Source organism: Rhodococcus sp. GXMU-t2271 (genome assembly GCF_041414735.1).
In the GTDB taxonomy this organism is placed as follows: Bacteria; Actinomycetota; Actinomycetes; order Mycobacteriales; family Mycobacteriaceae; genus Rhodococcus; species Rhodococcus indonesiensis.
In genome coordinates, this window is the sequence record NZ_JAUIZP010000060.1 from 73,461 (window position 1) to 98,559 (window position 25,099).

Here is a 25,099-nt window from a genome sequence, read left to right on the forward strand (position 1 = left end):
GTGGCGCCACAGTCCGGACCACGGTGGACCACGCGGGCGCCACGCGGTCGGATGCGGGGCGGAGCCTGCCTGGACTCTGCGCCCCGAATCCTGTTCCGAGGCCCCGGTGGGAGCGCCGGTATGCCGTTCTGGTGTTCTGCTGCGACCTGTTCTGCATCCTGGTGGCCGACCTGGCAATCACCTTCGGCTATCACACACCGGAGATTCCCACGGGGCAGACGCTCGCCGTCGTCGCCGTGGTCCCGGTCGCTGCGATGTCGAGCCTCGCGATCCAGAGGGCTTGGGACGTCAGGGTTCTGGGAGCCGGTGTCGATGAGCTGCGCCGAGTCGGCCGGGCGTACGTGCTCGCCACGGCGACGTTGGCCGTGGCCGGCTACGCGTGGGGGACCGCGAGCGGTCAGTCCTGGGTCTTCGGCGCACTACCGCTGGCCGCCGTCGCGACGCTCGGTGCCCGCCTGCTGCTGCGTCGCTTCGTGCGCAGCCGCCGGCGGCGGGGACGCTTCGTGCGATCGGTCCTGATCGCGGGTGACACCCTGGAGGTGCACGAGCTGCTCGCCCGAGCGGAGGAGTTCCGCGATGCGGGGTGGCAGATGGACGGAATCTGCCTGCCGGTCACGAAGTCGGACGTGGCGCTTCCGCTCGCCGTCGACGACGTGCCGGTGCTGGGGACCGAGGACGACATCGTCGGAATCGCCCAGTTGCACGAGTTCCAGGCGGTCGCCCTGCTGCCGTCGAGCGGCTGGACTCATTCGAAGACCCGCAGACTCAGCTGGGATCTGGAGCGTACGGGTGCCGATCTGCTGATGGCTCCGGTCCTCATGGACCTGGTGGGGCCGCGTCTGCACATGGCACCGCTCGCCGGGCTGCCGCTGCTCCAGCTCAGCGCTCCTCGCTACGTCGGCCCGGCCTGGGTGGTGAAGAACATCTTCGACCGGGTCGCCGCCCTCGCGATCGTGGTGCTGCTGGCGCCGCTGCTGTTGGCCATTGCCCTGGCCATCCGGGTCACGAGCCCAGGTCCCGTGCTCTTCCGGCAGACCCGCGTCGGCAGGGACGGGCGGACGTTCACGATGTTCAAGTTCCGCAGCATGGTGGTTGACGCGGAAGACCGCCTCGCGGAGCTGGCCGACTGCAGCGACGGCAACGGGATCCTGTTCAAGATGCGGGAGGATCCCCGGGTCACGCGGGTCGGCCGCGTCATCCGCCGGTACTCGCTCGACGAGCTGCCACAGCTGTTCAACGTGGTCACCGGCGACATGTCGCTGGTGGGCCCACGACCTCCGCTCGAGTGCGAGGTGGCGCGCTACGGAGAGGACGGCGCGCGCCGACGGTTGTTCGTGAAGCCAGGGTTGACCGGATTGTGGCAGGTCAGCGGCCGGAGCAACCTGAGCTGGGAGGAGTCGGTGCGGGCCGACCTGCGGTACGTCGAGAACTGGACCTTCGCGCTCGATCTGTCCATCCTGCGCAGGACCCTGCGTGCCGTGCTGCACAGCGACGGCGCCTACTGAGTGCCCGCGCGACGTGCCCCCTTCGCACCGTCTCGTTCACGCCTGGAAGAGCGCCTGCCCCCAGTACTCGCCCGGCGCCGGCCCGGCCGGGCACGCGAACACCGCCGACCCGACATGCTGGATGTACTCGTTGAGTGCGTCCCGTCGTGCCAGTTCGCGCTGCATCGGCACGAACTGCTCGAGCGGATTACGGCAGAATGCGATGAAGAACAGGCCCGCGTCCAGATGACCGAAGCCGTCGGAGCCGTCGGTGAAGTTGTACCCCCGGCGCAGGATCCTCAGCCCGCCCAGATGCTGGGCCGACGCGAGCCGCACGTGCGCGTCGACGGGGACGAACGGCCCGTCGGGCCCCTTGGACTCGAGATCGAGTTCGTCGAACTCGCCGGTCTTCCCGAGCGGAGCGCCCTCGCGCTTGGTGCGGCCGATCACCTGTTCCTGTTCCTGCAGCACTGCCCGGTCCCACTGCTCGATGAGCATGCGGATCCGTCGCGCCACCAGGTAGGTGCCGCCGGCGAGCCAGGCCTGGTCGTCGTCGGCGTCGACCCAGACCGATTCGGCGAGCGACGCGGGATCCTCGGCCTTGAGGTTGTTGGTTCCGTCCTTGAACCCGAACAGGTTCCGCGGTGTCTGCTGCGACGTGGAGGTCGACGAGGTGCGGCCGAAGCCGAGCTGTGACCAGCGCACCGATGCGGTGCCGAATGCGACCCGTGCCAGATTGCGGACGGCGTGCACCGCGACCTGTGGATCGTTGGCGCACGCCTGGATCGCGATGTCGCCGCCGCTGCGGGCGGGATCGAGGTTGTCCGCCGGGAAGTGCGGAAGGTCCTGCAGCGCAGCAGGTTTGCGATCGGACAATCCGAACCGGTCGAAGAGCGACGGTCCGAACCCGATGGTCAGGGTCAGCTGGGAGGCGTCGAGGTCCAGAGCCTCGCCGGTGTCGGTGGGCGGATGGTAGGGGCCCTCGCCGGTGGCGCCGTCCTCGGTGGCCTCGCGCCCGGCGGTCATCCGCTCGGCCATCTCGGTCCACCTCCTCAGCAGCGCGATCACCTCCTCCCGGTCGTCGGTGGTGACGTCGAAGGCGACGAAGTGCATGCGGTCCTGGGCGGGGGTGACGATCCCGGCCTGATGCGGACCCCGGAACGGGACGGTGCCGGCGTGGCCGGCGTCCGTGCCGGGGGCGGTGACCCGGCCGACCACCGCGCCCGCTCCGGCGAGCGCGGCGCCGGCGCCGACGGCACCGAACAGGCGCCGGCGGGAGATGCCCGCGCGGGACGCGGGTGCGGAGCTCGGCGTCTCGCTCATGCGCCCGCTGCCCCCGCGACGACGCCCTGCACCTTGCTCACCTCGGCCGAGAGTGCGTCGAGCAGGCGGGAGAGCTCCTGGCGCTGCGACTCCGTGACCGTGTCGTAGGAGACGAAGCCGTCACCCTGCCGGTACTGCGCGAGCGCGGCGTCCAGATCGGCGAAGCGGGCGTCGATGGCCTGCGCCAGCTGCGGGTCGTTCGCGTCGAGGATCGGGCGCAGGGCCGCGACCGCGGCCTGGGAGCCGTCCACGTTGCCCTGGAAGTCCCACAGGTCGGTGTGCGAGAAGATGTCCTCCTCGCCGGTGATCTTCGAGGTCGAGACCTCGTCGAGCAGACCCTGCGCGTTGCCGGCGATCTTGGTCGGATCGACCGTGTAGTCGTCGGCATTCACCAGATCGGCCAGCTCCTGGACGTCGGCGGCGAGTCGATCGGCGATCGCGGCCGTGTCGGGCTGGGCGCCCTGCACCCACAGGTCCTTCTCGAGCCGGTGGAAGCCGGTCCACGCCTGACCGGGCTCGAGGTCGGCCTCACGCAGGTCGATCCGGGGATCGAGGTCGCCGAAGCTCTCCGCCTCGGGTTCGATCCGTTCGAAGTAGGTGCGGCTGATCGGGAACAGCCGCTTGGCCTCGTCGACGTCGCCCGCCTTCACGGCGGCGACGAACCCGCCGGTGGCGGAGACGAGCGCCTCGGTCTGGCTGCGGATGTACCGGCGGTAACCGTCCCCGGCCTCGGCGAGCTTGCCGTCGGCGTCGGTGGCCGCCCGGGAGTCACCCGTGACCACGAATTCCTGCCGGATGCCGTCGCCGACCATTCCGGGGCGGCAGGACAGTTCGTAGGTGCCGGCCTCGGGCAGGTTCACGATCAGCTGCCGGGTGAGTCCTGGGCCGATGTTCTCGATCTCGCCCATCACCCGGTCGCCGGCGGCGAACACGTAGAACTCGGTGACCGTGGTTCCGTTGTTCGTGATGCTGAAGGTGGAGTGCCCGGTCGGGCCCTTCGTCGCCGCCACCTCGCACGCGTTGTCGGTGGCGGTGACGGCGATCGAGTCGTCGGCTGCGGTCGACTTCTCGGTGCAGCTCGCCAGAGCGAGGGGCAGGGCCGCTGCCGCCGCGAGGGCGTACGTGGATCGGCGCATGTGATCGGTGCCTTTCGAACAGAAGGGGTCAGGCGGCGACGGCCGGTTCGGCCGTGCGCGTCGGCGCGACGGGACGCAGGAACAGGTACAGAACGACGGCGAGGTAGCTCACCCACGCGACGGCCTGCAGGATCGTGGGATCCGGGCGGAGGTTGAAGATGCCGGCCAGCACGGTTCCGTACCAGCTGCCGGCGTCGTAGTGGGCCGAGATGTCGAAGGCGAGAGTGGAGCCGCCGGGCAGGACGCCGCCGATCTGGAGGGCGCGCAGGCCGTAGGCCAGGATGCCGGCGGCGACCACGACCAGGAAGACCCCCGTGTACCGGAAGAAGCGGGCCATGTCGATCCGGATCGCCCCGAGGTACATCAGGACCGTGAGGACGGCGGCCACGCCGAGCCCGAGGAGCAGGCCGACGAGCGGCCACGCGCTGCCGGCGGTGTTCTCGGCGTACCCGACCATCAGCAGCGCTGTTTCCAGGCCTTCACGCCCGACCGCGAAGAACGACAGGGTCAGTACCGCGGCCGGTCCTGCGAGCAGTGCCTTCTCCATCCCGGCGCGCAGATCGCCCGAGATCGACCGCGATGCGGTGCGCATCCACAGCACCATGGCAGTCACGATCACCACCGCGACGAGCGAGGCGAAACCCGCGGCGACTTCGGCGGCGAGCCCGGTGAGGGTTGTGGTGCCGAGATGGATGATCGCGAACGTCGCGGCCACCATGGCGACGGCAGTGCCGACGCCGAGCCATACCCACCGCAGCGCATCGCGGCGTTCGGACTTGACGAGGAAGGCGACGAGGATCATCACGACGATGCCCGCTTCGAGGCCTTCGCGGAGACCGATGAGAGACGAGCCCGTCAGCTGGGTGGCGATCGACGGGGCTCCGGAACTCACGGCAAGCACTGACATGGACACGACTCCAACGGTTAGGTGAGGCGAACCTCTCTTAGGTGACGCAAGCCGAAAACATACACCCGGCGGGGACGCCGGCAACAGGGACCTCGGTGTCTTTACCTGCGCTTTAACAGCGATATGGATGATGGGAACCATGCCCCCTGCCGCCTCGCCGCGACGCTCACCGTGGCCGCGCGTCCTGTTCGGCGCCGTCGCTGCGACGATCCTCGTGGTCGTCGGTGTTGCGGTCTGGAGCCCACGCGAGCCGCGCATCCCGATCCCCGACGGCGTCCCGCCCGCACCCGGCACCGCCGTCCCGGCGATCGACGTCGACGCCCCCGGCCGCACGGCCGACCAGTTGCGGGACTGGGCCGCGCCGCAGGCCGAGGCACTCGGCATCCCTCGCACCGCCCTCGAGGCATACGGTCACGCCGCCGCCGTGCTCGCCGCCGCGCGCCCCGGCTGCGGTCTCGCCTGGACGACCCTCGCCGGTATCGGAAGCGTCGAGAGCCGGCACGGCCGGTACAACGGCGCCGCCATCGCCCCAGATGGCCGCGTCGACCCGCCGATCCGCGGTGTGCCCCTCGACGGCGGACCCGGACTGGCCGAGATCCGCGACACCGACGGGGGGCGCCTCGACGGTGATCCCGTTCTCGACCGGGCCGTCGGGCCCATGCAGTTCATTCCCGAGACCTGGTCCCGTTGGGGTGTGGACGCGAACGGCGATGGCATCGCCGATCCCGACAACATCGACGACGCGGCCCTGTCCGCCGGCCGCTATCTGTGCGACCGCGGAGGCGACCTCACCACTGCCGAGGGGTGGACGCGCGCTCTCATGGCCTACAACCTCTCGGGTGAGTACCTCGCTCTGGTACGCGACCGCGCCGCCGCGTACGGGGTGGGTCGCCAGCCCTGACGCGACCGTCCGATCCGTCCGCCTCGCCACCGGGCAACCCGCCGGTGGCCGCCACCGCGGGGCGCGCCGTGCTTCGGGCGCAGGTCGGGGCGGTTAGGCTGTCCCCAGCGTGCAGACCCCGCAGCGTGAAGTCCATCGAAGGAGAATCAGCCAGTGGCCATCATTGAGCAGGTAGGAGCCCGCGAGATCCTCGATTCGCGTGGTAACCCCACGGTCGAGGTCGAGGTGCTGCTCGACGACGGAAGTTTCGCCCGCGCTGCGGTGCCGTCCGGTGCTTCCACCGGTGAGCACGAGGCCGTCGAGCTGCGCGACGGCGGCGAGCGCTACTTGGGCAAGGGCGTCGAGCAGGCCGTCGAGGGCGTCCTTGGCGAGATCGCCCCGGCGATCATCGGTCTCGACGCGACCGAACAGCGCACCGTCGACCAGGCCCTCCTCGACACCGACGGCACCCCCGACAAGGGCCGGCTCGGAGCCAACGCGCTCCTCGGTGCCTCCCTCGCCGTCGCCAAGGCCGCGGCCGAGTCTTCCGGGCTCGAGCTGTTCCGCTACCTCGGCGGCCCGAACGCCCACATCCTGCCTGTGCCGATGATGAACATCCTCAACGGCGGCGCCCACGCCGACACCGGCGTCGACGTGCAGGAGTTCATGGTCGCCCCGATCGGCGCGCCCACCTTCAAGGAGTCCCTGCGCTGGGGCGCCGAGGTGTACCACTCCCTCAAGTCCGTGCTCAAGAGCCGCGGCCTGGCCACCGGCCTCGGTGACGAGGGTGGATTCGCGCCCGACGTCGCCGGCACCAAGGAGGCCCTCGACCTCATCAGCGAGGCCGTCGCCAAGACCGGTCTGAAGCTCGGAACGGATGTCGCGCTCGCGCTCGACGTCGCCGCCACCGAGTTCTACACCGCGGGCACCGGCTACAAGTTCGAGGGCAAGGACCGCACCGCGGACGAGCTCGCCGACTTCTACGACGAGCTGCTCTCCGCATACCCGCTCGTGTCCATCGAGGACCCGCTGAGCGAGGACGACTGGGACGGCTGGGTCGCGCTGACCGACAAGATCGGCAACAAGGTGCAGCTGGTCGGCGACGACCTCTTCGTCACCAACCCCGAGCGCCTCGAGGAAGGCATCGTCAAGGGCGCCGCCAACGCGCTGCTCGTGAAGGTGAACCAGATCGGCACCCTCACCGAGACCCTCGACGCGGTCGATCTCGCGCATCGCAACGGGTACAAGTCGATGATGAGCCACCGCTCCGGCGAGACCGAGGACACCACCATCGCGGACCTCGCCGTCGCCGTGGGCAGCGGCCAGATCAAGACCGGTGCCCCAGCCCGCTCCGAGCGCGTCGCCAAGTACAACCAGCTGCTGCGCATCGAGGAGTCGCTCGGCGACGCCGCCCGGTACGCCGGCGAACTGGCGTTCCCGCGCTTCAACATCGAGGGCTGAGCGCACCCGCATGAGCCAGCGCGGTAGGTCCCGGCCCGGCGCCCGGCGCACCCGCACCGAGGGTGCGCCGGGCGCTCGGCGGCCCAGCCGGGCCCGCCCGGCAGGACCGACTGCCTCGACGGAACCGACCGCCGACGCCTCCGGTGCCCGCACCGGAGGCACCGGGGGCCGGGCCCGGCCCACCCGGGTCGGGACGCCGCGCGAGTCCCGGGCCGCCCGCACCGAGCGCACCTTCTTCGGCCTGTCCACCGGCCGTGCCGTCGTCCTCGCCCTCGTGGTGTGCGGGCTCGCCCTGACCCTTGCGGTTCCGCTGCGCACGTACGTCAGCCAACGGTCCGAGGCCGAGCGGGTCGCCGCGGAACGGGCGCAGCTCGAGCAGGAGATCGCGGCGCTGCGCGAACAGAAGGCGCAGATCGAGGATCCCGCGTGGATCCGCGCCCAGGCCCGCGAGCGCCTGCGGTTCGTCATGCCCGGCGAAACCCCCTACCAGGTGCAGTTGCCCGGCGACTATGAGGAACCGGTCGCCGAGCAAGCCGAGGAACTGCCTTCCACGGGCGCCTGGTACAGCGACCTGTGGCAGTCGGTGTCCGTGCCCGCGCCAGAACCCGAACCCGCCCCGGTGCCGCGGCAGATGCCGGTGGCGCCCCCAGAACCAGGAGAACCGACCGGGTGACCGATCCCGTCGCACAGGAAGACCTCGACGCCGTCGCCGCCCAGCTCGGGCGGGCTCCGCGTGGCGTTCTCGCCATCGCCTACCGCTGCCCGGACGGCGCCCCCGGCGTGGTGAAGACCGCACCCAAGCTGCCCGACGGCACGCCGTTCCCGACGCTGTTCTACCTCACCGATCCGCGGCTCACCGCCGAGGCCAGCCGGCAGGAATCCGGTGGGGTCATGAAGGAGATGACCGAGCGGATCGCCGCCGACCCGGAGATCGCGGCCGCGTACCGCCGTGCCCACGAGTCCTACCTGGCCGAACGCGACGCCATCGAATCGCTCGGCACCGACTTCAGCGGCGGCGGCATGCCCGATCGCGTCAAGTGCCTGCACGTACTCATCGCACATTCCCTCGCCAAAGGACCCGGGGTGAACCCGTTCGGCGACGAAGCCGTCGCCCTCGCCGCCGACGCCGGCCTGCGCGGCACCGCGATCCCCGCCGACTGGCCCACCTACGCCGAACTGCGCGGGCAGGGCGAGTGACCGCGGGTACCCGCCGCGTCGCGGCGATCGATTGTGGCACCAACTCCATCCGCCTGCTCATCGCCGATCTCGACGACGACGGCCGGCTCACCGACGTCACCCGGTTGATGCGGGTCGTGCGGCTCGGCCAGGGCGTCGACGCGACCGGCCGGCTCGCCCCCGAGGCGATCGAACGCACCCGCGTCGCCCTCGTCGAATACGCCGGCCTCATCCGCGAGACCGGGGCGCAGGCGGTGCGAATGGTCGCCACGTCCGCCACCCGCGACGCCGCCAACCGGGACGACTTCTTCGCCATGACCCGCGAGGTCCTCGGCGCGGTGATCGCCGGTGCCGAGGCCGAAGTCATCTCCGGCGACGAGGAAGCGCGGCTGTCCTTCACCGGCGCCGTGGGCGAACTCGACCCGGCACGCGGGCCGTTCGTCGTCGTCGACCTCGGCGGCGGTTCCACCGAGGTGGTGCTCGGCGACGCGGACGGCGTGCACGCCGCCTACTCCACCGACATCGGGTGCGTGCGCCTGACCGAGCGGTGCCTGCACGACGACCCGCCCACGGCCGAGCAGGTCGCCGCGGCGCGCACGTTCGCGGGGGAGAAGATCACCGAAGCGCTCGCCCACGTGCCGGTGGAGCAGGCTCGCACCTGGGTCGGCGTCGCCGGCACCATGACCACGATCGCGGCGCTCGCGAACGGGCTCGAGGAATACGACCCCGAGCGGGTGCACCTGTCCACCGTCGGCTTCGACCGGCTGCGCGAGGTGTGCGACGGCCTGCTCGCCGCCACCCACGACGAACGCGCCGCGCTCGGCCCGATGCACCCCGGACGGGTCGACGTCATCGGGGGCGGAGCCGTCGTCACGACCGTGCTGGCCGACGAACTCGCTCGTCGCGCGGGCATCGACGAGCTGGTCGTGAGCGAGCACGACATCCTCGACGGGATCGCACTGTCGATCGCGTAGGCAGCCGCGGCACTCAGCCGCTCCGCGCCCAGCCGTACGCGCTGACGATCGTCTCCGCGGATGACTGGGCGCGACGCGGCTGCGGGCCCCGAGGCGCCACGCTCTACTCTCTTCATGCGCCCCCATAGCCCAATTGGCAGAGGCAGCGGACTTAAAATCCGCCGAGTGTCGGTTCGAGTCCGACTGGGGGCACCACAACCCAACCAGCTGTGAGCCGACCCGACCGGCGCGTTCGATACGGCTTCCGGACCGCCCCGCGTGGGACCGAGGGCGATGGTCGTGACGGGCATCACTGGCAGCCGCGACTTCCGCCCCTACAATGCCCTGTGTGCTTACCGAACCAAACGATCGCCTGGGCGCGTCCGTCCGGAGGGGTGCAGTGCGGCTCGGCATCGTGTGGGGGTCGCTGGCCCTCGCAACCGGAGTCTCACCCCTTGCCTCCGCGGATCCGGGTACCGCGGACGAACAGGTCCGCGCCTCCGCGCCGGAGTTCGCTCCGATTCCAGGAATGGCAGCCTCCCCGCTCGTGGCCACCGCCGACGAGGGGGTCGAGGGCATCCGCCGCGCACCGGCTCCGCTGGTCCTGCGTGCGGCCGACGACTTCGATCGTCCGGACGGTCCGCTCGGCCCGAACTGGATCACCCACGGGGGCGGCACCCTGAAGATCGTGAACGGTCATCTCGACGGCCGGGGGACTCCGTCGACTCCGCTGAGTCTCGCGTTCTGGAGTGAGCCGATGCCGAGCGAGACGCAGGTGATGCGGTGTGTGGTCCGCTGGAACGGACGCGACCCGGAGCACTCGTCGATCGGACCGGTGGTGCGTGCCAATCCCGGTGTCGACACCGGTGTGCAGTTCGCGTTTACCGAGAGCATGATGGCGTTGTACTACGAGGATCCTTCCAGCCCGAACGGATTCGCCCCCGCTGCAGGGACGCCGCAGTACGCGTCCACGTCGAAGTTCCCCGAAGGCGCGGTCGTCGAGCTGCGTGCCGACGGGAACCGGTACACGGCCAGGGTCAACGGCAGGATCGTGCTGCAGGGGACCGTGGAGGCCGACCGGATCCCGTTCACGAATCGGTACGTCGGCACGGTCATCCAGGACGACAGCCGGGAACGGGGCGGTGGACAGCCCCCTGCTCAGCTCGACGATTGCCGGGCGTTGACTCCCTGACGGGACCCGTCGAGCAGAGACCCGGCGGAAGCGGCGATCGTTCACGACATCCGGGAGGGTTCGGCAGGACACGTCGTCAGGCGGGGAGAACCGACGACACGCCACCGATCCAGTTGCCGTCGGGTAGTTCGACCGCTCTTCCCACCCGGCACGGGGTCCGCGATGACGATACGTTCGGAACATGTCGAACGAATCCGAAAGTGCCGTTCTGTCCCTCACGACGCCGGTCACGATGAGCATCGTCCGGGCCTTCCTCGCGGGCGCTCCCGAAGACGCCACGCTGGAACTCGATTCTTCCGATCCCGGAGAGCCGAAGCTACTGCTGACCTGGGCGAAGCGTCAGAAGGGGTGATCCACGGCCGGGGCGGTCCCGACCGGTCGGGTCAGGGCCGCTCCCGGTTCTCCCGTTCCTCCCAGTCGTGCCCGACCTGTTCCTCCAGCGTCCATTCCGGGGCTCCCGACCGCGGGCGGGTGTGCGCCCATGCGAGGGCTTCGTCCTCGGTCTCGAACGACTGCTGGTCGATGACGGCACCGTCTCGGTCCACAATCCGAAAGTGCTTCACACCCGGAATCGTTCCAGGCGAGCATTCCCTTCGGGCCGCATTCGGCCGAATGCGACGCCCCGAAACGCAGGGGAGGGGTGACACGAGGGCAGCCGCCATTGCCGCCGGCGAGCCTTCCGCCGCAGCCTCAGCGCAGCGTCCCGCCCGAGGCCAGCAGCAACAGCACTGTCGCCGAGACGACGACCGCGACGACGACGGCGACGATCGCCACCATGCCGCGCGGGGACTCGGGGTCACCGAAGAGCGGTTCGTCCTTGTCCCACTTCCACGGGCAGCGCACAGCTACAGGAAACCGGATGCCCGGTATGTATGCAAGGCGTAGTCCCGCCGGCGGTCACGAGGAGCGACGTTTCCTGATGCAGTCGTCCAGCTCGGCCGACATGATGTGATAGGCCTCCGCGATGTGCTCGGGTGGGATTCTCTGAGTGACAATCTCTTTAGGGTCGAGGTAACCGTTACGGATGTGCTCGGACAAGCGTGGCGATCGACGCTCGACCGGGCACTGGTTCATCCGCAGCGTCAGTCCTCATGGCGCCCCCGAACTTCACGGCGCTGAACGTCGGGCCGTACGCGCCCATCACCGGGATCGTCCCGCCCTTGCGAACCGCGTCCATCGCCCAGTTCAGGGTTGTACATCTCGGCGTGCGCGAACGTGTGCGCCTTCTCGGGTCGGTAGTCGAGCTGATCGATCACGATTACGCGTCCGGCTGTGAACCACAGGGTGTCCGATCCGCCCTCCGAGAGTCCTCGTGTAGCGAACGGACTAACTCTTCGTCGCCTCGACCACTCGCTCGGCCACCGCCCGCGACGACGCCGGGTTCTGCCCGGTGTAGAGGCTGCGGTCGACGACCACGTGTGATTCCCATGCCGGCCCCGCGTCGAATCGGGCGCCGCTCTCGCGGAGGCGGTCCTCGAGCAGCCACGGCGCCTTCTCGGCGAGCCCGGCCTGCGTCTCCTCCTCGTTGGTGAATCCGGTCATCCGGTACCCGTCGAAGAGCCAGCCGCCGTCGGCACCTCGTGCGGGCAACAACGCTGCGGGAGCGTGGCATACGACGGAGACGAGCTTGCCGGCGGCCATGAACTCCGCGAGCAGCCGGCCGAACGGTTCGGACACGGCGAGGTCCTCCATCGGGCCGTGCCCGCCCGGGACGAACACGAGGTCGTAGTCCTCGGCGCGCACGTCCTCGAGTACGGCGGGCGAGTCGAGGACCGGCTTCAGCTCAGTGAGGGTCCGCCGCAGCTCGTCACTGCGGTCCTCGCCGCCGGCGGCGTCGGGTGCGAGGCTGGCCTCGTCCACGACCGGGCTGCGGCCGCCCGGCGTGGCGAACGTGAGACGGAAGCCGGCATCGGTGAACACCCGGTACGGCTCGATCAGTTCCTCGGCCCAGAATCCCGTCGGGTGTTGCGTACCGTCGGCGAGCGTCCAGTGATCGGCTCCTGTCACGACGAACAGCACCTCGGTCATGATCAATCCTTCCGGTCGGGAACGGGTCGTGGGGCGACCCACAGGGTGCGTTCCCGTTCCCGGCCGGTTCCAATCGTCGTTCCGGGCACCGCCCGGAATGACGAACGCCCCGGCACGGAGCCGGGGCGTTCGCGTGGCCGGGTCTTCCCCTCCGGCCGTGGTCCACTGTACGCGACCGGGCGGCGGTCCGGCCGCACGGGTCATCCGTTGCGAGGGCGGCGCCGGGATCGTCTGGCGGGCAGGTCATCCCGCAGTCCGAAACCGATTTACCGCAGTGCGGAACGACGCGGACGGCGATCAGGCCCGGGCGGAGAAGATGGCGTTGTAGTCGTACGGGCCGCTCGGCGGCTGCGAGGTCGCGACGGGCTCGGTGCTGCCCTCGTCGCCGGGAGTGGTGGGCTCGACGAAGAGCGGCGTCTGGAACTCGGTTTCGTTGTGCATGATGTCCTTTCGGGCCGGCGAGCCGTGTCGGGCGGCGTAGCTGTGGTACCCCGACGCTGCCGCCGCTACACCCGCACCCGGTATGCGGGTACGGCAGTTCCGGGGCAGGGCTCGGTGGGTGGTGCTCGACCGAAATCACGCTGTACTCGCCCGACCGGAAGCGATCGACCGAGACGTGTCGTCGATGCCCTCACCCTACACGCCGCTGGATGGCCGATGCGTTACGCGCACGGAACCGGTGCGTGACGTGTCGCGGGGTGCGGCGCGGCGAGGTGGGGCAAAGTCTTGTTCGTCCTGTTCGGTCGCGTCTACGGTGAGTTCGGACCGCGTGTACGACACTCCGAATCGGAGGCCGCTATGAAGGCCGGCAAGATCGTCATGTTCGTGGTGGGTGTTCTGCTGTCGATGCTCGGGCTGGCCCTGCTCGTCGCCGCCGGGGTGCTCGGCTGGGGGTACTTCGTCCAGCGCGACGACGGCTGGTTCACCGCTCCGACCGAGCGTTTCCGCACCGACTCGAGCGCCCTCGTCTCCGAACGCATCGACCTGGTCTTCGACGACACGCCCACCGGGTTCGGCGCCGAGGACTTCGGCCGGCTCAGATTGCGTGCGGCATCGGAGGATCCCGGACAGCCGGTGTTCGTCGGCATCGGCCCGCAGCGGGAGGTCGACGCCTTCCTGTCCGGGGTCGCACACGCCGAACTCACCGACGTCCGGTTCGAGCCGTTCCGCGCCGAGTACCGCGAGATCCCCGGCGACGACCCCGCCCGGGTTCCCGGTGACGAGGACTTCTGGGCCGCGTCGGCTGCCGGACCTGGGACACAGGAACTGCGCTGGGACTTCCAGGAAGGGGTGTGGTCGATCGTCGTGATGAACGCCGACGCCACCCCGGGCGTCGTCGTGGACCTGCAGGCGGGCGCCCAGTTCCCGTTCCTGGGACCGCTCGCGCTGTGGCTGCTCGTCAGTGCTCTCGTCCTGCTCGTGATCGGGGTTCCGCTGCTCGTCCTCGGCGCGGTGGGGCTCGGCCGGCACGGCCCGCCCTCGGCGCACGCGCCGCCGCCGCCCGCCGTCGCCCCGGGCACCTACCCGGTGATGTTGCGCGGCGACCCGGACTCGCCGTCGCGCGGGCTGTGGCTCGTGAAGTGGCTCTTGGCGATCCCGCACTACATCGTGCTCTTCTTCCTCGCGATCGCGCACTTCGTCACGACCGTCGTCGCGGGCTTCGCGATCCTGTTCACCGGCCGCTACCCGCGGGCGCTGTTCGACTTCAACGTCGGCGTGATGCGGTGGTGGTGGCGGGTGGGGTTCTACACCTACTCGGCGCTGGGCACCGACCGGTATCCGCCCTTCAGCCTGCATCGCACGGACTACCCCGCCGACTTCGACGTCCCCTATCCGGAACGTCTCTCCCGGGGACTGGTGCTGGTCAAGTGGTGGCTGCTCGCCGTCCCGCACTACCTGATCCTCGCCGTGCTCGTCGGGGGCGGGGCCACCGCGACCTCAGGCGACTGGGACGACGCGGCGTGGACCTACTCGTGGTCCCTGCTCGGCATTCTCGTGCTCGTCGCGGCGATCGCCCTGCTGTTCACCGCCCGCTACCCGAGCGGGGTGTTCGATCTCGTCGTGGGCATCAACCGCTGGCGTTTCCGGGTGTGGGCCTACGCGGCGCTGCTGCGCGACGAGTACCCGCCGTTCCGGCTCGACCAGGGCCCCCGGGAACTGCACGAGTACGCGCCGCCGGCCGGGCCGCGCGACGACCTCTCACCGGAACCCGGTCGAACGCAGATTCCGCTGTCGAAGGAGCAGTACGGCGACGCGACCTCCGGGGAGCAGGCACGGCCGGGGGAGGGACGCTGACGGCCCCGGACACGAGCCGTGGCCCCGTCGACGGGGTCGACGGGGCCACGCGCGTGCTTGCGCGCCGCGGCGCTACTTCTTGAACGAGTCCTTGACCTTGCCGGCGGCATCGGAGATCTTGTCGCCCGCCTGCTTCAGACCGCTCGACGCCTGGTCGCCCCGGCCCTCGGCCTCGAGATCGCGGTCGCCGGTCGCGCGGCCGGCGCCTTCCTTGGCCTGACCGGTGACGTCCTCGGCCTTGTGCTTGGCCTTGTCGATGAAATCAGCCACTTCATCCTCCTTCGTCCGTGGTCGCTTCCATCCCCGGATACCCCGGACCCGGCCGCGCCAATCCTGGGGGCTCGGGTTTGGGTGGCGGATCGCCGGGGAAAGCCCCCGGCATGGCTACATACCGAGTGATCGACCCCAAGGGCGAAGTGGTGGCGACCAAGGACATCGAGAGCGCGGACGACGCGCACGCCTGGTTCGTGGACTCCAAGGCCGACAACAGTGAACTGGGCTGGCGCATGGAGGTCAGGGTCGACGGCGACGACGACTGGCGGTTCTTCGACGATTCCGAAGGAACCTCGTAGCCCGAGCAGACACGTGCCGTACCCGGTCGTCCGTCACAACCAGTTGCGTTGCTTGAACACGATGTAGAGGGTTCCTGCGGACGCGGCGATGACCGCGGTGCTCGACAGCACCCCGCTCCACTGCCCGAAGCCGGGGTACGGCACGTTCTGCCCGTACCACCCTGTCACCGCGGTGGGCACGGCGATGATCGCGGCCCACCCCGTGAGCTTCTTCATCACCGTGTTCAGCCGCGCGTCCTGCAGCGACAGGTTCGTTTCGAAGACCGTGGTGACCATGTCACGCAGGGATTCGGTCCACTCCGTCGCGCGGATGACGTGGTCGTACAGGTCGCTGTACCAGCCGTCGAGTTCGACGGAGTTGCCTCGCTCGGCCCGGTGCCGCATCACCGCGGCGACCACCTCGCGCATCGGCAGGACGACCCGGCGCAACTGGACGAGTTCCTTGCGTACCCGGTAGGTGCGACGCTGGAGCGAGCGGATGTGCGCACGCTCGTCGAACAGCCCGTCCTCGAGTTCCTCGATCGCGTCGTCGAGGCCCTGGATGGCCTCGAACTGGCCGTCGACGACGACGTCGAGCAGCCCGTGCAGCAGCGCGGCGGTGCCGTGCCGCAGCAGGTCGGCGTTGTCGTCCCAGCGCCGCACCATCTCCTCGACGTCGAATCCGGTACCCCGGTGTACCGTGACCAAGCCGCGTGGGACCACGAACACCGAGACCCGCGTGGTCTCGAGCCGGGATCCGAGCGTGTCGGCCGGCTCGCTCCCGTCCGCCAGCGACGTGGCGTAGACGGTCAGGAAGGTGTGCGTGGAGTAGCGCGTGACCTTCGTGCGCTCCCCACGCGCCACCACGTCCTCGACCGCGTGCGGATCGAACTCCAGCTCCTCTGCGATGTCGGTCAGCTCGCGGTGCGTCGGATCGTGCAGATCCACCCACACCAGGGCGGTCTCGTCCCGGAGGTAGTCGGAGACGTCCGCCAGCGGGTAGTTCTCTGCGACGAGCCGTCCGTCGCGCCAGAGCCTGGTACGGATGTGGTCGGGGACGGCAGCGGTCACGCTCGCAGTCTGCCCTACCCCGGGGCGGCCCGGGCTCACAGCGCGATGCGCGCGCCGCCGGCCTCCGCCAGCCGCACCATCTCGTCGAGGAAGGCCTCGTCCACAGCCGGCCAGTCCGGGGGCCACAACAGGGTGCGCAGCCGATCGCGCAGCAGGGGCAGGAGCGGCACCACGTGGGCACCGCCGTCGACGAGGTAGCGGAGCATGCCCAGGCGTCCGCACGTCGCCACGGCGGGGGCCAGCACGTGCTGGGCCTCCTCGATCCGTCCGGCGGCGTGCAGGCACGCCACCAGCAGCCGCACCGCCTGCAGTTCGGCGCGACGGCGGCCGCGTCCGGAGACGCGGCGGTGCCACAGCCGGGCCCACTCGCACGCCACGGCGGCGTCCTCGGGCCTGCCGCTGCCGTAGAGCAGCCGGATGGCGGTGGCGTCCTCCACCTGAGCGGTGATCTCCGCGATGCCGTCGGGGTCGGGGGCATCGGAATCGGGCATCTGTCGCGGGGCGGGCTGCGGCCCCGGCAGACCGAGCCGCACGCGTTCGTTGACCACCCGGGCATGCAGTCGCGGCAGCCGATAGTCGTCGGCGGCCCGCGCTCCCTCGTCGAGCAGTGCCGCCGCGGCGGCGCGGTCACCGCGCAGGGACTTGAGCCGCGCGGCCGTGACGAATCGGGCGATCATGAAGTCCGGTACGCCGCCCTCGGTTCCGAGCTCGTGACTTTCGTCGAGCAGGGCCTCGGCCTCGGTGATCCGGCCCTGTTCGTAGAGCAGCTCCCCGAGCATGGCGGCGGCCAGCCGCGCGGCGTGGGTGTGGATGCCACCCACTTTGCGCGCGGCCCGCAGCCCCGCACGGAAATGTCCCTCGGCCGCGGCGACGTCGAGCTGCTCGTTGGCCGCGATGCCGAGCAGGCACTGCCCGTACACGCGGCTGAACGGGCCGTTGGAGGCACGGTGGTACGGCTCGGCCCACCGCTGCCGTCGCCGGGCGGACTCGAAGTCGAACCGGTAGATGTCCACGAAGGTCGCCACGTTCGCCGCGACGGACACCACCCACGGACGGAAGGCGTCCGGATCGTCCAGGCACGGCGCGACCTTGTCCGCCACGTCGGCGATGCGGTCGGTGGAGACTGCGACGACACCCTCGACGACGTCGGCCTCGACCTGCAGGACCGCGATGTCCTCCGCCGCCGCATTGCAGCAGCTGAAACATCCCCGCGCCGCCGCGAGTGCGGTGCGCGTCTGGTCGGCTCGCTGCAGCAACGCGTTCGCCCACGCCACCGTCATCTGCAGCCGCGGGTGCGTGGCCACCACGCGGGGCGGTAGCTTCGCGACCAGCGCCAGCAGGGTCGTCATGTGGGAGTGCTCGATCAGGAACATCCCGTCGGCGGCGATGATGTCGACGGCGAGTTCCTGGTCGTCGGCGCTGAGCGCGTGGTCCACGGCCTCACGCAGCATGTGCTGGTGTGCGAACCATTGCGCAGCGGCACGATGGAGCGGCTCCACGCGTTCGGGATGATCACGCTCGAGCCGGCGGCGCAGGAAATCCGCGAACAGCCGGTGGTAGCGGAACCAGCTGCCCTCGTCGTCGACCCGGCGCAGGAACAGATCCCGGGCCTCGATCTGCTCGAGCATCGCCTGTCCGTGCAGGTCGCCGGTGAGCGCGGTGGCGAGGCTGCCGGTGATCTCGTCGGTGACGGACGTCGCGAGCAGGAACTCGTACACCTCCGGCTCGAGGGTGTCGAGCACGTTGTCTGCGAGGAACTCGCCGATGGCGCGGTGGCGGCCCGAGAGGTTCTCGATCAGGTCGGTCGGATCCTCGCAGTCGCGCAGGGACAAGGACACCAGTTGCAGCGCGGCGACCCAGCCGTCGGTGACTTCGGTCAGGCCCCGGATGTCCTCGGGGCCGAGGTCGAGGCCGCTCACGTCGCGTAGGAAACCCTCGGCTTCCTCGGCGTCGAACCGCAAAGCCTCGGAGTCGATCTCGACGAGTTCGTCGAGGACCCGCATCCGGCTGAGCGGCAGTCCGGCCCGGCTTCGGCTGGTCACCACGAGCTGCAGGTGATGACATCCTCGGTCGAGGAGGAAGTCCAGTGCCGCGACGGTCCCCGGTGCAGTGACGAGGTGCCAGTCCTCGATCACCAAGGCCATCGGGGTCTCCTCGCGATGGGTCTCGTCGATGAGGGTCGACAGGACGTACCGTTCGGCGTCGTCGCCGTGGGCCTCGAGCACCTGCCGCAGCTGGCGGGCGAACTGCGGACGCACCTGCCGGAACGCCTCGATCAGATGGGTGAGGAACCACACCACGTCGTTGTCGTCCCGGTCGACCGCGAGCCAGGCCACCGCGACGCCCTCGGCGGTGAGGACCTCCCGCCACTGTGCGGCCAGCGTCGACTTCCCGAATCCGGTCGGGGCATGGATCGCGACGAGACGGCGGCGGCGGGCGAGGCGCAGCCGGTCGATGAGGTGGGTGCGCGGGACCAGCGGTCGGCTGGCGGCGTGCGGCCGGAACCGGGTCACCGGCACCGGCGGCGTGGCGATCGCGGTGGGCGTGAGGTGGGGTCCGGTGGTGTGCGGGGTTCCCGGGACGGGCAGCGGCCCGGGTCCGTCCGGATCCGCGGGCAGCGCCATCTCGTCCACGTCGCAGCCGCCCCGCTCCTGGGCCCGCTGCAACAACTCCCCGAACTCCGCGGCGGACTGCGGACGGGCATCCGGATCGGTGGCCATGCCGCGTTCCAGGGCAGAGCACACCTCCTCGGGGACACCGGTGCCCCGCAGGTCCGGGACCGGTTCGGTGGTGATCCGCAGGAACTGCGTGACCACTTGTTCCCCGCGTCGCCGTTCGAAGGCCGCATGCCCGGTCAGTGCGCAGAACAGGGTGGCGGCCAGACCGTAGACGTCGGCGGCCGGGGTCGGCGGCGCGCCGGCCAGGATCTCGGGCGCGGTGAAGGCGGGGGAGCCCGTGATCGCGCCCGACGAGGTGCGGAAGCCGTCCGCGATTCGGGCGATGCCGAAGTCGGTGAGCTGCGGTTCGCCGTACTGGGTGAGCAGGATGTTCGCGGGTTTGACGTCGCGGTGCAGCACGTCGGTCCGGTGCGCCGTCTCGAGCGCGCCGGCGAGTTTGACGCCGATGCGCAGCACGTCCGGCCACGGCAGCGGCCCGTAGCGGCGGATGCGCGCCTCGAGCGAGTCGTGGGGGTGGTAGTGCATGACCAGGTAGGGCCGGCCGCTGCCGGTGGTGCCGACCTGCAGGACGGTGACGATGTGCGGATGCCCGGAGAGCCGGCCCATCGCGCGTTGCTCGCGGAGGAACCGGTCGAGGTTGTCGGCGTCGAGCGGGGCGGTGAGCACCTTCACCGCGACGGTGCGCTCGAGCGCCGTCTCCCGGCACCGGTACACCACCCCGAAACCACCACGGCCGATCTCGGTTGCGTCGGCGAACCCCGCGAGGCGCAGATCCTCGACGGTCTCGTCCTCCGCCGCGGCGGCGTGGGAGACCGTGGCTCGCTGGGTGGCGAGGGGATCGTTCTCGGCCATCGGGGCACTCACCTCACGTGGATTCCTCCAGGATAGTCCCGGGTGTGGCGGGCACGACACGGATGGATCGCCGGTTCTCCATTACCGTTGTCCGGCCGGGGCTCCCGGCAACGACGGCCGGATCTTCCGGGAAACGACACTGCGATCGGAATTGGGAAACGATGAAGAAGACTCTCGCGGCGCTGTTCGGTACGGGTGCGGTGCTGCTCGCGGCGGCCTGCGGATCGTCCGGTGACTCCGGCTCCGCAGCCGAGGGGACCACCGAGTCCACTACCGCCGCGCCGAGCACGAGCCAGGTCACCGGAAGCACCGGCATCGAGCTGGGCCAGAGCTACGACGAGATCTGCAGTGCCATGGTGCCGTACTTCGACCAGCTCGAATCCTGGGGGCAGGACCGCACCCAGGCCGCCGCCTCCGTCGCCGACGCGCAGAAGTCGCTGCCGGGGTGGGCGGAGCTGAGCGAGGAGCAGCAGGCCGACACCCTGCGCGCCATCGAGAACGCCGGCAAGGGGCAGTGCTGACCGGCGACCCCGCTGCCGGCGACGAACTGTTCGCCCGGTTGCGGCGCCTCCCCGACGTGGAGGCGCCCAATCTGGTGGCCGTCGACGCCGCCGACAGGTTGATTCTCGACGAGGCCGGCGCCGCGCTCGCCGCGGCGCCGGCCGGGACCGTCGCGGTGATCGACGACCACTACGGAGCCCTCACCCTCGGCGTCGCCGTGCGGCACTCCGCGTCAGGGATCCGGGTTCACCAGGACTCGGTGGTGGGGGAGCGGGCCCTGGCCGCGAACGCCGCCCGCGAAGGACTGACCGATCGTTACACCACGCACGACCTCGGTAGCGATCTGCTCACCGGGGCCCGGGTGGTGCTGCTGCAGTTGCCCCGGTCGCTCGCCGCGCTCACCGAGATCGCCGAGACCGTCGCCCGGTATGCCGACCCCGGCGTCACGGTGTTCGCCGGTGGCCGCGACAAGCACATCACACCCGCGATGAACGAGGTACTGGCCCGCTGCTTCACGGAGGTGCGCGCCTCCCGTGGCCGGCAGAAGTCGCGGGTGCTCACCGCCCGCGGCCCGATCGCGACCGAGCCGACCTACCCGGTGACCGGCACGGTGCCCGAGGCCGGGCTGACCGTCGTCGCGCACGGAGCGGCGTTCGCCGGCCCCCGCCTGGACATCGGCACCCGCTTCCTGCTGGACTTCGTGCCCCGGCTGCCGCGTGACGCGAGGACCGCCGTCGACCTCGGCTGCGGCACGGGCATCCTGGCCGTCGCCGCGGCCCGGCAGTTCCCCGGCCTGCGGGTGACCGCCACCGACCAGTCCGCTGCGGCGGTCGCCTCGGCCGCCGCCACCGCCGCCGCGAACGACGTCGCCGACCGGGTCGAGGTACTGCGCGACGACGTCGCCGGGACGCTGCCGGACGCCTCCGTGGACGTGGTGCTGTGCAATCCGCCGTTCCACGTCGGCGCCGCGGTGCACACCGGTGCCGCCGTGAAGATGTTCGACGCGGCGGCCCGGCTGCTGCGTCCGGGCGGTGAACTGTGGGCCGTCTACAACACCCACCTGAACTACCGTGGGATCCTGCAGCGGACGATCGGCCGCACGGAAGTTGCAGGACGCAACCGTAAGTTCACCGTGACCAGGTCCGTGCGCACCCGGTAGAGTCCGGTTTGTCCGTGCTCGGCTCGGGTCCGGGAACCCCCGGCGTCCGCGGATCGTTGAACGGACAGAACCGACCACCAGAAGGGATGTGCACGGTGCGCACCACCAGTAACCCGGTGTTCCGCAACCTGCCCAAGCAAGAGGGCGGCGGATACGCCACGTTCGGCTCTGCGACGGCGGGCGCCGCGCAGGTCACTCAGCAATTCGGCCAGCCGCAGTACGCGCCGACGGATCCGTGGGCCCGGCCCACGACCGAGCGGTCGATGACGATCGACGACGTCGTCACCAAGACCGGCATCACCCTCGGTGTGCTGGCGATCTCGGCGCTGATCTCCTACGTCCTCGTCAACGGCAACGTGAACCTCGCCGCGCCGTTCGTCATCGGCGGCGGTCTCATCGGCCTGGTCCTGGTCCTCGTGGCCACCTTCGGCCGCAAGATGGACAACCCGGCCATCGTCCTGGCCTATGCCGTCGCCGAGGGCTTCTTCCTCGGCGCGCTCTCGTTCATGTTCACCGACATCACCTTCGGTGGCGCCGGTGGCGGAACCCTGATCGTCCAGGCGGTGCTCGGCACGTTCGGCGTGTTCTTCGGCATGCTCGTCGTCTACCGCACCGGGGCGATCCGCGTGACCCCGCGCCTGACCCGCATGATCATCGGCGCCCTGATCGGCGTCCTCGTCCTGGCGCTGGGCAACCTCGTCGCGAGCTTCTTCATCGACGGCGGCCTCGGCCTGCGCGACGGCGGCACCCTGGCGATCGTCTTCAGCCTCGTCTGCATCGGCATCGCCGCGTTCAGCTTCCTGCTGGACTTCGACGCCGCCGATCAGCTCATCCGCGCCCAGGCGCCGGAGAAGGCCGCGTGGGGCGTCGCCTTCGGTCTGACCGTCACCCTGGTCTGGCTGTACATCGAAATCCTGCGCCTGCTGTCGTACTTCCAGAACGACTAGCCCAGCTCTCCGGCCACCGTGCCGACCGCGGGCCCCGGGAACACCCGTTCCCGGGGCCCGCGGCGTGTCCGGGGCAGCCACAGCCGCGCGGCCGCCGACGTGTGCGGCGGCACCGGCACCGGACCGCCGGACCAGAGGCCGAGCCCGGCGGCCAGCACCGGCAGCAGGTGACCGGCCGCGAGCTCGTATCCCGCGGCCGAGGGATGAAATCCGTCCGCGGAGAACAGGTGGTCGGGCGCGGACAGGAACTCGGGCGTCAGCAGGTCGGCCAGCGGCACGGGATGCCCGCCGGCCGCGCGCGTCGCCGCGGCCTGCGCGCGGGCCAGTTGCCGTCCCCACGTCCGTACCACGGTGCGCAGCGGCTGGGGAATCGCACCGACCACCCCCAGATCGGGACACGTACCGACGACGACGACGGCGCCGCTCGCGCGCAGACGTCGCACCGCCGAGCCCAGTCGCTGTGCCGAGCGGTGCAGCGACAGTTTCGCGGTCACGTCGTTGGCCCCGACCAGGATCACGGCCGCGTCGGGCGGCGGACCCGCCACGTACATCGCGTCGACCTGCCCGGCCAGTCCCCGCGACGTGGCGCCGGCGATGGCCTTCGTGCCGAGCCGGACGCTGCGGCCCGACTCGTCGGCCAGCGCCCGGGCCAGCAGCACTCCCGGCACCTCTGCCGCGCTCGCGCAGCCCAGGCCGGCCGCCGTCGAATCCCCGAAGATCATCAGGTGCAGGTCGAACGGCACGCCGCGGCGCCACGGCACCGGGGACTGCGCTCCGGGCAGGTACACCCCGTCCGCCTCGGGCGGCTTCGCCCAGGTGCGGCCGATGACACCTCTCGCTACCGTCGCCTGGCGCATCAGGTACGTGTACGTGAGCCAGGAGGCGCCGCCGGCGCCGGAGCCGGCGGCGACGGCCGTCGCGCCGGCCAGCGCCGCGGTGCGCCACGAGGTTCGGGGCACGGGAGATCACCTTTCCGAGCAGACGGCCCTGGAGTTGCAGACGGCCCTGAGGTTGCCGTGTCCAGTGTGCGTCGAATCCGCCGCTCGAGCAGCCGGAACGCCGTCGGGTACCGGCATCTGAGACCATGGAGGAATGCGCATCGCGGATTCCGTCGTCGACCTCATCGGAAACACCCCGCTGGTCAAGCTCAACTCGGTGACGACACCGGGTTCGGGCGTGGTCGCGGCGAAGATCGAGTACCTCAACCCGGGCGGCAGCTCGAAGGACCGCATCGCCGTCAAGATGGTCGATGCCGCCGAGAAGTCCGGTGCACTGAAGCCGGGCGGCACCATCGTCGAACCGACGTCCGGCAACACCGGAATCGGTCTCGCGCTCGTGGCCCAGCAGCGCGGCTACAAGTGCGTGTTCGTGTGCCCCGACAAGGTCAGCGAGGACAAGCGCAACGTGCTGCGCGCGTACGGTGCCGAGGTCGTGGTGTGCCCGACCGCGGTGCCCCCGGAGCACCCCGACAGCTACTACACCGTCTCCGATCGACTCGCCCGTGAACTGCCGGGTGGCTGGAAGCCGGACCAGTACTCCAACCCGGCCGGTCCGGAAAGCCACTACGAGACCACCGGCCCGGAGATCTGGCGCGACACGGACGGCAAGGTGACGCATTTCGTCGCCGGCGTCGGCACCGGTGGCACCATCACCGGCACCGGCCGCTACCTCAAGGAGGTCTCGGGCGGCAAGGTCAAGGTGATCGGCGCCGACCCGGAGGGCTCCGTGTACTCCGGCGGCACCGGCCGTCCGTACCTCGTCGAGGGCGTCGGCGAGGACTTCTGGCCCAGCGCCTACGACCCGTCGATCCCCGACGAGATCATCGCCGTCTCCGACGCCGACTCGTTCGACATGACCCGCCGGCTCGCCCGCGAGGAGGGCCTGCTCGTCGGCGGGTCGTGCGGCATGGCCGTCGTCGCCGCGCTGCGGGTCGCCGAGCGTGAGGGGCCGGACGCCCTCGTCGTGGTGCTGCTGCCCGACGGTGGCCGCGGCTACATGTCGAAGATCTTCAACGACAAGTGGATGGCCTCGTACGGCTTCCTGCGGGCCCCGCTCGACGGCAAGCCCGACGATTCGACCGTCGGCGACGTCCTGCGCAGCAAGTCCGGCGAGCTGCCCGCGCTGGTGCACACGCATCCGTCCGAGACGGTCCGCGACGCCATCGAGATCCTGCGCGAATACGGTGTCTCGCAGATGCCGGTCGTGGGCGCCGAGCCGCCCGTCACCGCCGGTGAGGTCGCGGGCAGCGTCAGCGAGCGGGAACTGCTCAGCGCCGTCTTCGAGGGCCGCGCGCGGCTGGCCGACCCCGTCGCGAAGCACATGAGCCCGACCCTGCCGCTGATCGGGGTCGGCGAGTCGATCGCCGCCGCCACGAAGGCGTTCGGCGATACCGACGCGCTGCTGGTCATCGACGACGGCAAGCCCGTGGGCGTGATCACCCGCCACGACCTGCTCGGGTTCATCAGCGCCGGTTCGTAGCGGCTGCGGCGGCGGGCCGGGGAGCCT

Annotated in this window: 25 protein-coding genes, 1 tRNA gene and 1 pseudogene; 15 read left to right on the plus strand and 12 right to left on the minus strand. The window is 70.6% G+C overall.

All coding sequences use genetic code 11. The annotated features are described in order from the left end of the window. Positions 1-131: 131 nt before the first annotated feature. Positions 132-1,505, plus strand: a complete 1,374-nt coding sequence (locus QYS60_RS21640) for a sugar transferase (RefSeq protein ID WP_371384242.1) — start codon at positions 132-134, stop codon at positions 1,503-1,505. Between the two features lie 36 nt (positions 1,506-1,541). Here the strand turns inward: QYS60_RS21640 and efeB are convergent, their stop codons facing one another. The 3 genes from efeB to efeU are packed head-to-tail and all read right to left on the minus strand — an operon-like array spanning position 1,542 to position 4,850. Next, complete coding sequence (gene efeB, locus QYS60_RS21645) at positions 1,542-2,807, minus strand: iron uptake transporter deferrochelatase/peroxidase subunit (RefSeq protein ID WP_371384243.1); 1,266 nt, start codon at positions 2,805-2,807, stop codon at positions 1,542-1,544. Beyond that, a complete protein-coding gene (gene efeO, locus QYS60_RS21650; protein ID WP_371384244.1) occupies positions 2,804-3,943 on the minus strand; it encodes an iron uptake system protein EfeO in 1,140 nt (379 codons plus the stop codon). The genes efeB and efeO overlap by 4 nt, the downstream gene beginning before the upstream one ends. A 28-nt stretch (positions 3,944-3,971) precedes the next feature. Beyond that, positions 3,972-4,850: an iron uptake transporter permease EfeU gene (gene efeU / locus QYS60_RS21655; RefSeq protein ID WP_003935108.1), complete on the minus strand. Its 879-nt coding sequence runs from the start codon at positions 4,848-4,850 to the stop codon at positions 3,972-3,974. A gap of 139 nt (positions 4,851-4,989) precedes the next feature. Between efeU and QYS60_RS21660 the strand changes: the two genes are divergently transcribed. The 8 genes from QYS60_RS21660 to QYS60_RS21695 all read left to right on the plus strand — a co-directional run bounded on the left by QYS60_RS21660 (position 4,990) and on the right by QYS60_RS21695 (position 10,864). Further along, positions 4,990-5,751, plus strand: coding sequence for a lytic transglycosylase domain-containing protein (locus QYS60_RS21660; RefSeq protein WP_371384245.1), 762 nt, complete (start codon positions 4,990-4,992; stop codon positions 5,749-5,751). A gap of 153 nt (positions 5,752-5,904) precedes the next feature. Then, complete coding sequence (gene eno, locus QYS60_RS21665) at positions 5,905-7,191, plus strand: phosphopyruvate hydratase (RefSeq protein ID WP_003935106.1); 1,287 nt, start codon at positions 5,905-5,907, stop codon at positions 7,189-7,191. A 10-nt stretch (positions 7,192-7,201) separates the two neighbouring features. Next, positions 7,202-7,864, plus strand: a complete 663-nt coding sequence (locus QYS60_RS21670; protein WP_371384246.1) for a septum formation initiator family protein — start codon at positions 7,202-7,204, stop codon at positions 7,862-7,864. After that, positions 7,861-8,388 (plus strand): DUF501 domain-containing protein, encoded by a 528-nt coding sequence (locus QYS60_RS21675; protein ID WP_289377283.1) that lies wholly within the window; start codon positions 7,861-7,863, stop codon positions 8,386-8,388. The genes QYS60_RS21670 and QYS60_RS21675 overlap by 4 nt, the downstream gene beginning before the upstream one ends. Beyond that, complete coding sequence (locus tag QYS60_RS21680) at positions 8,385-9,341, plus strand: exopolyphosphatase (RefSeq protein ID WP_371384247.1); 957 nt, start codon at positions 8,385-8,387, stop codon at positions 9,339-9,341. The genes QYS60_RS21675 and QYS60_RS21680 overlap by 4 nt, the downstream gene beginning before the upstream one ends. 118 nt (positions 9,342-9,459) lie before the next feature. Next, positions 9,460-9,536 (plus strand) — tRNA-Leu (locus QYS60_RS21685). 313 nt (positions 9,537-9,849) lie between these two features. Next, positions 9,850-10,512: a hypothetical protein gene (locus QYS60_RS21690; protein WP_235157130.1), complete on the plus strand. Its 663-nt coding sequence runs from the start codon at positions 9,850-9,852 to the stop codon at positions 10,510-10,512. A gap of 181 nt (positions 10,513-10,693) precedes the next feature. Continuing rightward, the gene (locus tag QYS60_RS21695; RefSeq protein ID WP_162919285.1) at positions 10,694-10,864 is read left to right on the plus strand and encodes a hypothetical protein; all 171 of its coding nucleotides are present in this window, start codon (positions 10,694-10,696) and stop codon (positions 10,862-10,864) included. 31 nt (positions 10,865-10,895) lie between these two features. Here the strand turns inward: QYS60_RS21695 and QYS60_RS21700 are convergent, their stop codons facing one another. The 5 genes and pseudogenes from QYS60_RS21700 to QYS60_RS21720 form a co-directional block, all read right to left on the minus strand. After that, the gene (locus QYS60_RS21700) at positions 10,896-11,075 is read right to left on the minus strand and encodes a hypothetical protein (RefSeq protein ID WP_040781381.1); all 180 of its coding nucleotides are present in this window, start codon (positions 11,073-11,075) and stop codon (positions 10,896-10,898) included. Between the two features lie 127 nt (positions 11,076-11,202). Next, positions 11,203-11,355, minus strand: a complete 153-nt coding sequence (locus QYS60_RS21705) for a hypothetical protein (RefSeq protein WP_289377280.1) — start codon at positions 11,353-11,355, stop codon at positions 11,203-11,205. A 54-nt stretch (positions 11,356-11,409) separates the two neighbouring features. Further along, positions 11,410-11,792: pseudogene (locus QYS60_RS21710) on the minus strand (glutathione-dependent formaldehyde dehydrogenase); the annotation flags it as partial. A 46-nt stretch (positions 11,793-11,838) separates the two neighbouring features. Then, positions 11,839-12,540, minus strand: a complete 702-nt coding sequence (locus QYS60_RS21715) for a type 1 glutamine amidotransferase domain-containing protein (protein ID WP_371384248.1) — start codon at positions 12,538-12,540, stop codon at positions 11,839-11,841. Positions 12,541-12,837: 297 nt separating this feature from the next. Next, complete coding sequence (locus tag QYS60_RS21720) at positions 12,838-12,981, minus strand: hypothetical protein (RefSeq protein WP_169833332.1); 144 nt, start codon at positions 12,979-12,981, stop codon at positions 12,838-12,840. 357 nt (positions 12,982-13,338) lie between these two features. Between QYS60_RS21720 and QYS60_RS21725 the strand changes: the two genes are divergently transcribed. Beyond that, positions 13,339-14,835 carry a DUF4389 domain-containing protein gene (locus QYS60_RS21725; RefSeq protein WP_371384249.1) on the plus strand — a complete coding sequence of 499 codons (1,497 nt, stop codon included), beginning with the start codon at positions 13,339-13,341 and terminating at the stop codon, positions 14,833-14,835. Positions 14,836-14,907: 72 nt separating this feature from the next. Here QYS60_RS21725 and QYS60_RS21730 read toward each other — a convergent pair whose 3' ends face one another. Continuing rightward, complete coding sequence (locus QYS60_RS21730; RefSeq protein WP_003935098.1) at positions 14,908-15,105, minus strand: CsbD family protein; 198 nt, start codon at positions 15,103-15,105, stop codon at positions 14,908-14,910. A 110-nt stretch (positions 15,106-15,215) separates the two neighbouring features. Here QYS60_RS21730 and QYS60_RS21735 point away from each other — a divergent pair, with 110 nt between their 5' ends. Next, positions 15,216-15,407 (plus strand): hypothetical protein, encoded by a 192-nt coding sequence (locus tag QYS60_RS21735; protein WP_289377278.1) that lies wholly within the window; start codon positions 15,216-15,218, stop codon positions 15,405-15,407. 33 nt (positions 15,408-15,440) lie between these two features. On the opposite strand, the gene QYS60_RS21740 is transcribed toward QYS60_RS21735, so the two are convergent. After that, a complete protein-coding gene (locus tag QYS60_RS21740; RefSeq protein ID WP_289377277.1) occupies positions 15,441-16,457 on the minus strand; it encodes a magnesium transporter CorA family protein in 1,017 nt (338 codons plus the stop codon). Between the two features lie 35 nt (positions 16,458-16,492). Next, a complete protein-coding gene (locus QYS60_RS21745) occupies positions 16,493-19,987 on the minus strand; it encodes a protein kinase (protein ID WP_371384260.1) in 3,495 nt (1,164 codons plus the stop codon). Between the two features lie 161 nt (positions 19,988-20,148). On the opposite strand from QYS60_RS21745, the gene QYS60_RS21750 reads away from it, so the two are divergent. From QYS60_RS21750 to QYS60_RS21760, 3 genes are all read left to right on the plus strand, one after another. Continuing rightward, positions 20,149-20,508, plus strand: coding sequence for a hypothetical protein (locus tag QYS60_RS21750; protein ID WP_003935094.1), 360 nt, complete (start codon positions 20,149-20,151; stop codon positions 20,506-20,508). Then, positions 20,502-21,647: a class I SAM-dependent methyltransferase gene (locus QYS60_RS21755; protein ID WP_059174839.1), complete on the plus strand. Its 1,146-nt coding sequence runs from the start codon at positions 20,502-20,504 to the stop codon at positions 21,645-21,647. Before QYS60_RS21750 ends, QYS60_RS21755 begins: the two co-directional genes overlap by 7 nt. A gap of 95 nt (positions 21,648-21,742) precedes the next feature. Then, complete coding sequence (locus QYS60_RS21760; RefSeq protein WP_003935092.1) at positions 21,743-22,594, plus strand: Bax inhibitor-1/YccA family protein; 852 nt, start codon at positions 21,743-21,745, stop codon at positions 22,592-22,594. On the opposite strand, the gene QYS60_RS21765 is transcribed toward QYS60_RS21760, so the two are convergent. Continuing rightward, positions 22,591-23,553, minus strand: coding sequence for an SGNH/GDSL hydrolase family protein (locus QYS60_RS21765; protein ID WP_371384250.1), 963 nt, complete (start codon positions 23,551-23,553; stop codon positions 22,591-22,593). The genes QYS60_RS21760 and QYS60_RS21765 overlap by 4 nt on opposite strands. Before the next feature lie 133 nt (positions 23,554-23,686). On the opposite strand from QYS60_RS21765, the gene QYS60_RS21770 reads away from it, so the two are divergent. Continuing rightward, positions 23,687-25,072 (plus strand): cystathionine beta-synthase, encoded by a 1,386-nt coding sequence (locus tag QYS60_RS21770; RefSeq protein WP_040274555.1) that lies wholly within the window; start codon positions 23,687-23,689, stop codon positions 25,070-25,072. Positions 25,073-25,099: the final 27 nt, after the last annotated feature.

Coding starts and splice junctions, on each gene's coding strand:
- efeB (WP_371384243.1), bottom strand. CDS start 2,807: ATGAGCGAGACGCCGAGCTCCGCACCCGCGTCCCGCGCGGGCATCTCC.
- efeO (WP_371384244.1), bottom strand. CDS start 3,943: ATGCGCCGATCCACGTACGCCCTCGCGGCGGCAGCGGCCCTGCCCCTC.
- efeU (WP_003935108.1), bottom strand. CDS start 4,850: ATGTCAGTGCTTGCCGTGAGTTCCGGAGCCCCGTCGATCGCCACCCAG.
- QYS60_RS21660 (WP_371384245.1), top strand. CDS start 4,990: ATGCCCCCTGCCGCCTCGCCGCGACGCTCACCGTGGCCGCGCGTCCTG.
- QYS60_RS21670 (WP_371384246.1), top strand. CDS start 7,202: ATGAGCCAGCGCGGTAGGTCCCGGCCCGGCGCCCGGCGCACCCGCACC.
- QYS60_RS21690 (WP_235157130.1), top strand. CDS start 9,850: ATGGCAGCCTCCCCGCTCGTGGCCACCGCCGACGAGGGGGTCGAGGGC.
- QYS60_RS21695 (WP_162919285.1), top strand. CDS start 10,694: ATGTCGAACGAATCCGAAAGTGCCGTTCTGTCCCTCACGACGCCGGTC.
- QYS60_RS21715 (WP_371384248.1), bottom strand. CDS start 12,540: ATGACCGAGGTGCTGTTCGTCGTGACAGGAGCCGATCACTGGACGCTC.
- QYS60_RS21720 (WP_169833332.1), bottom strand. CDS start 12,981: ATGCACAACGAAACCGAGTTCCAGACGCCGCTCTTCGTCGAGCCCACC.
- QYS60_RS21725 (WP_371384249.1), top strand. CDS start 13,339: ATGAAGGCCGGCAAGATCGTCATGTTCGTGGTGGGTGTTCTGCTGTCG.
- QYS60_RS21735 (WP_289377278.1), top strand. CDS start 15,216: ATGGCTACATACCGAGTGATCGACCCCAAGGGCGAAGTGGTGGCGACC.
- QYS60_RS21745 (WP_371384260.1), bottom strand. CDS start 19,987: ATGGCCGAGAACGATCCCCTCGCCACCCAGCGAGCCACGGTCTCCCAC.
- QYS60_RS21750 (WP_003935094.1), top strand. CDS start 20,149: ATGAAGAAGACTCTCGCGGCGCTGTTCGGTACGGGTGCGGTGCTGCTC.
- QYS60_RS21770 (WP_040274555.1), top strand. CDS start 23,687: ATGCGCATCGCGGATTCCGTCGTCGACCTCATCGGAAACACCCCGCTG.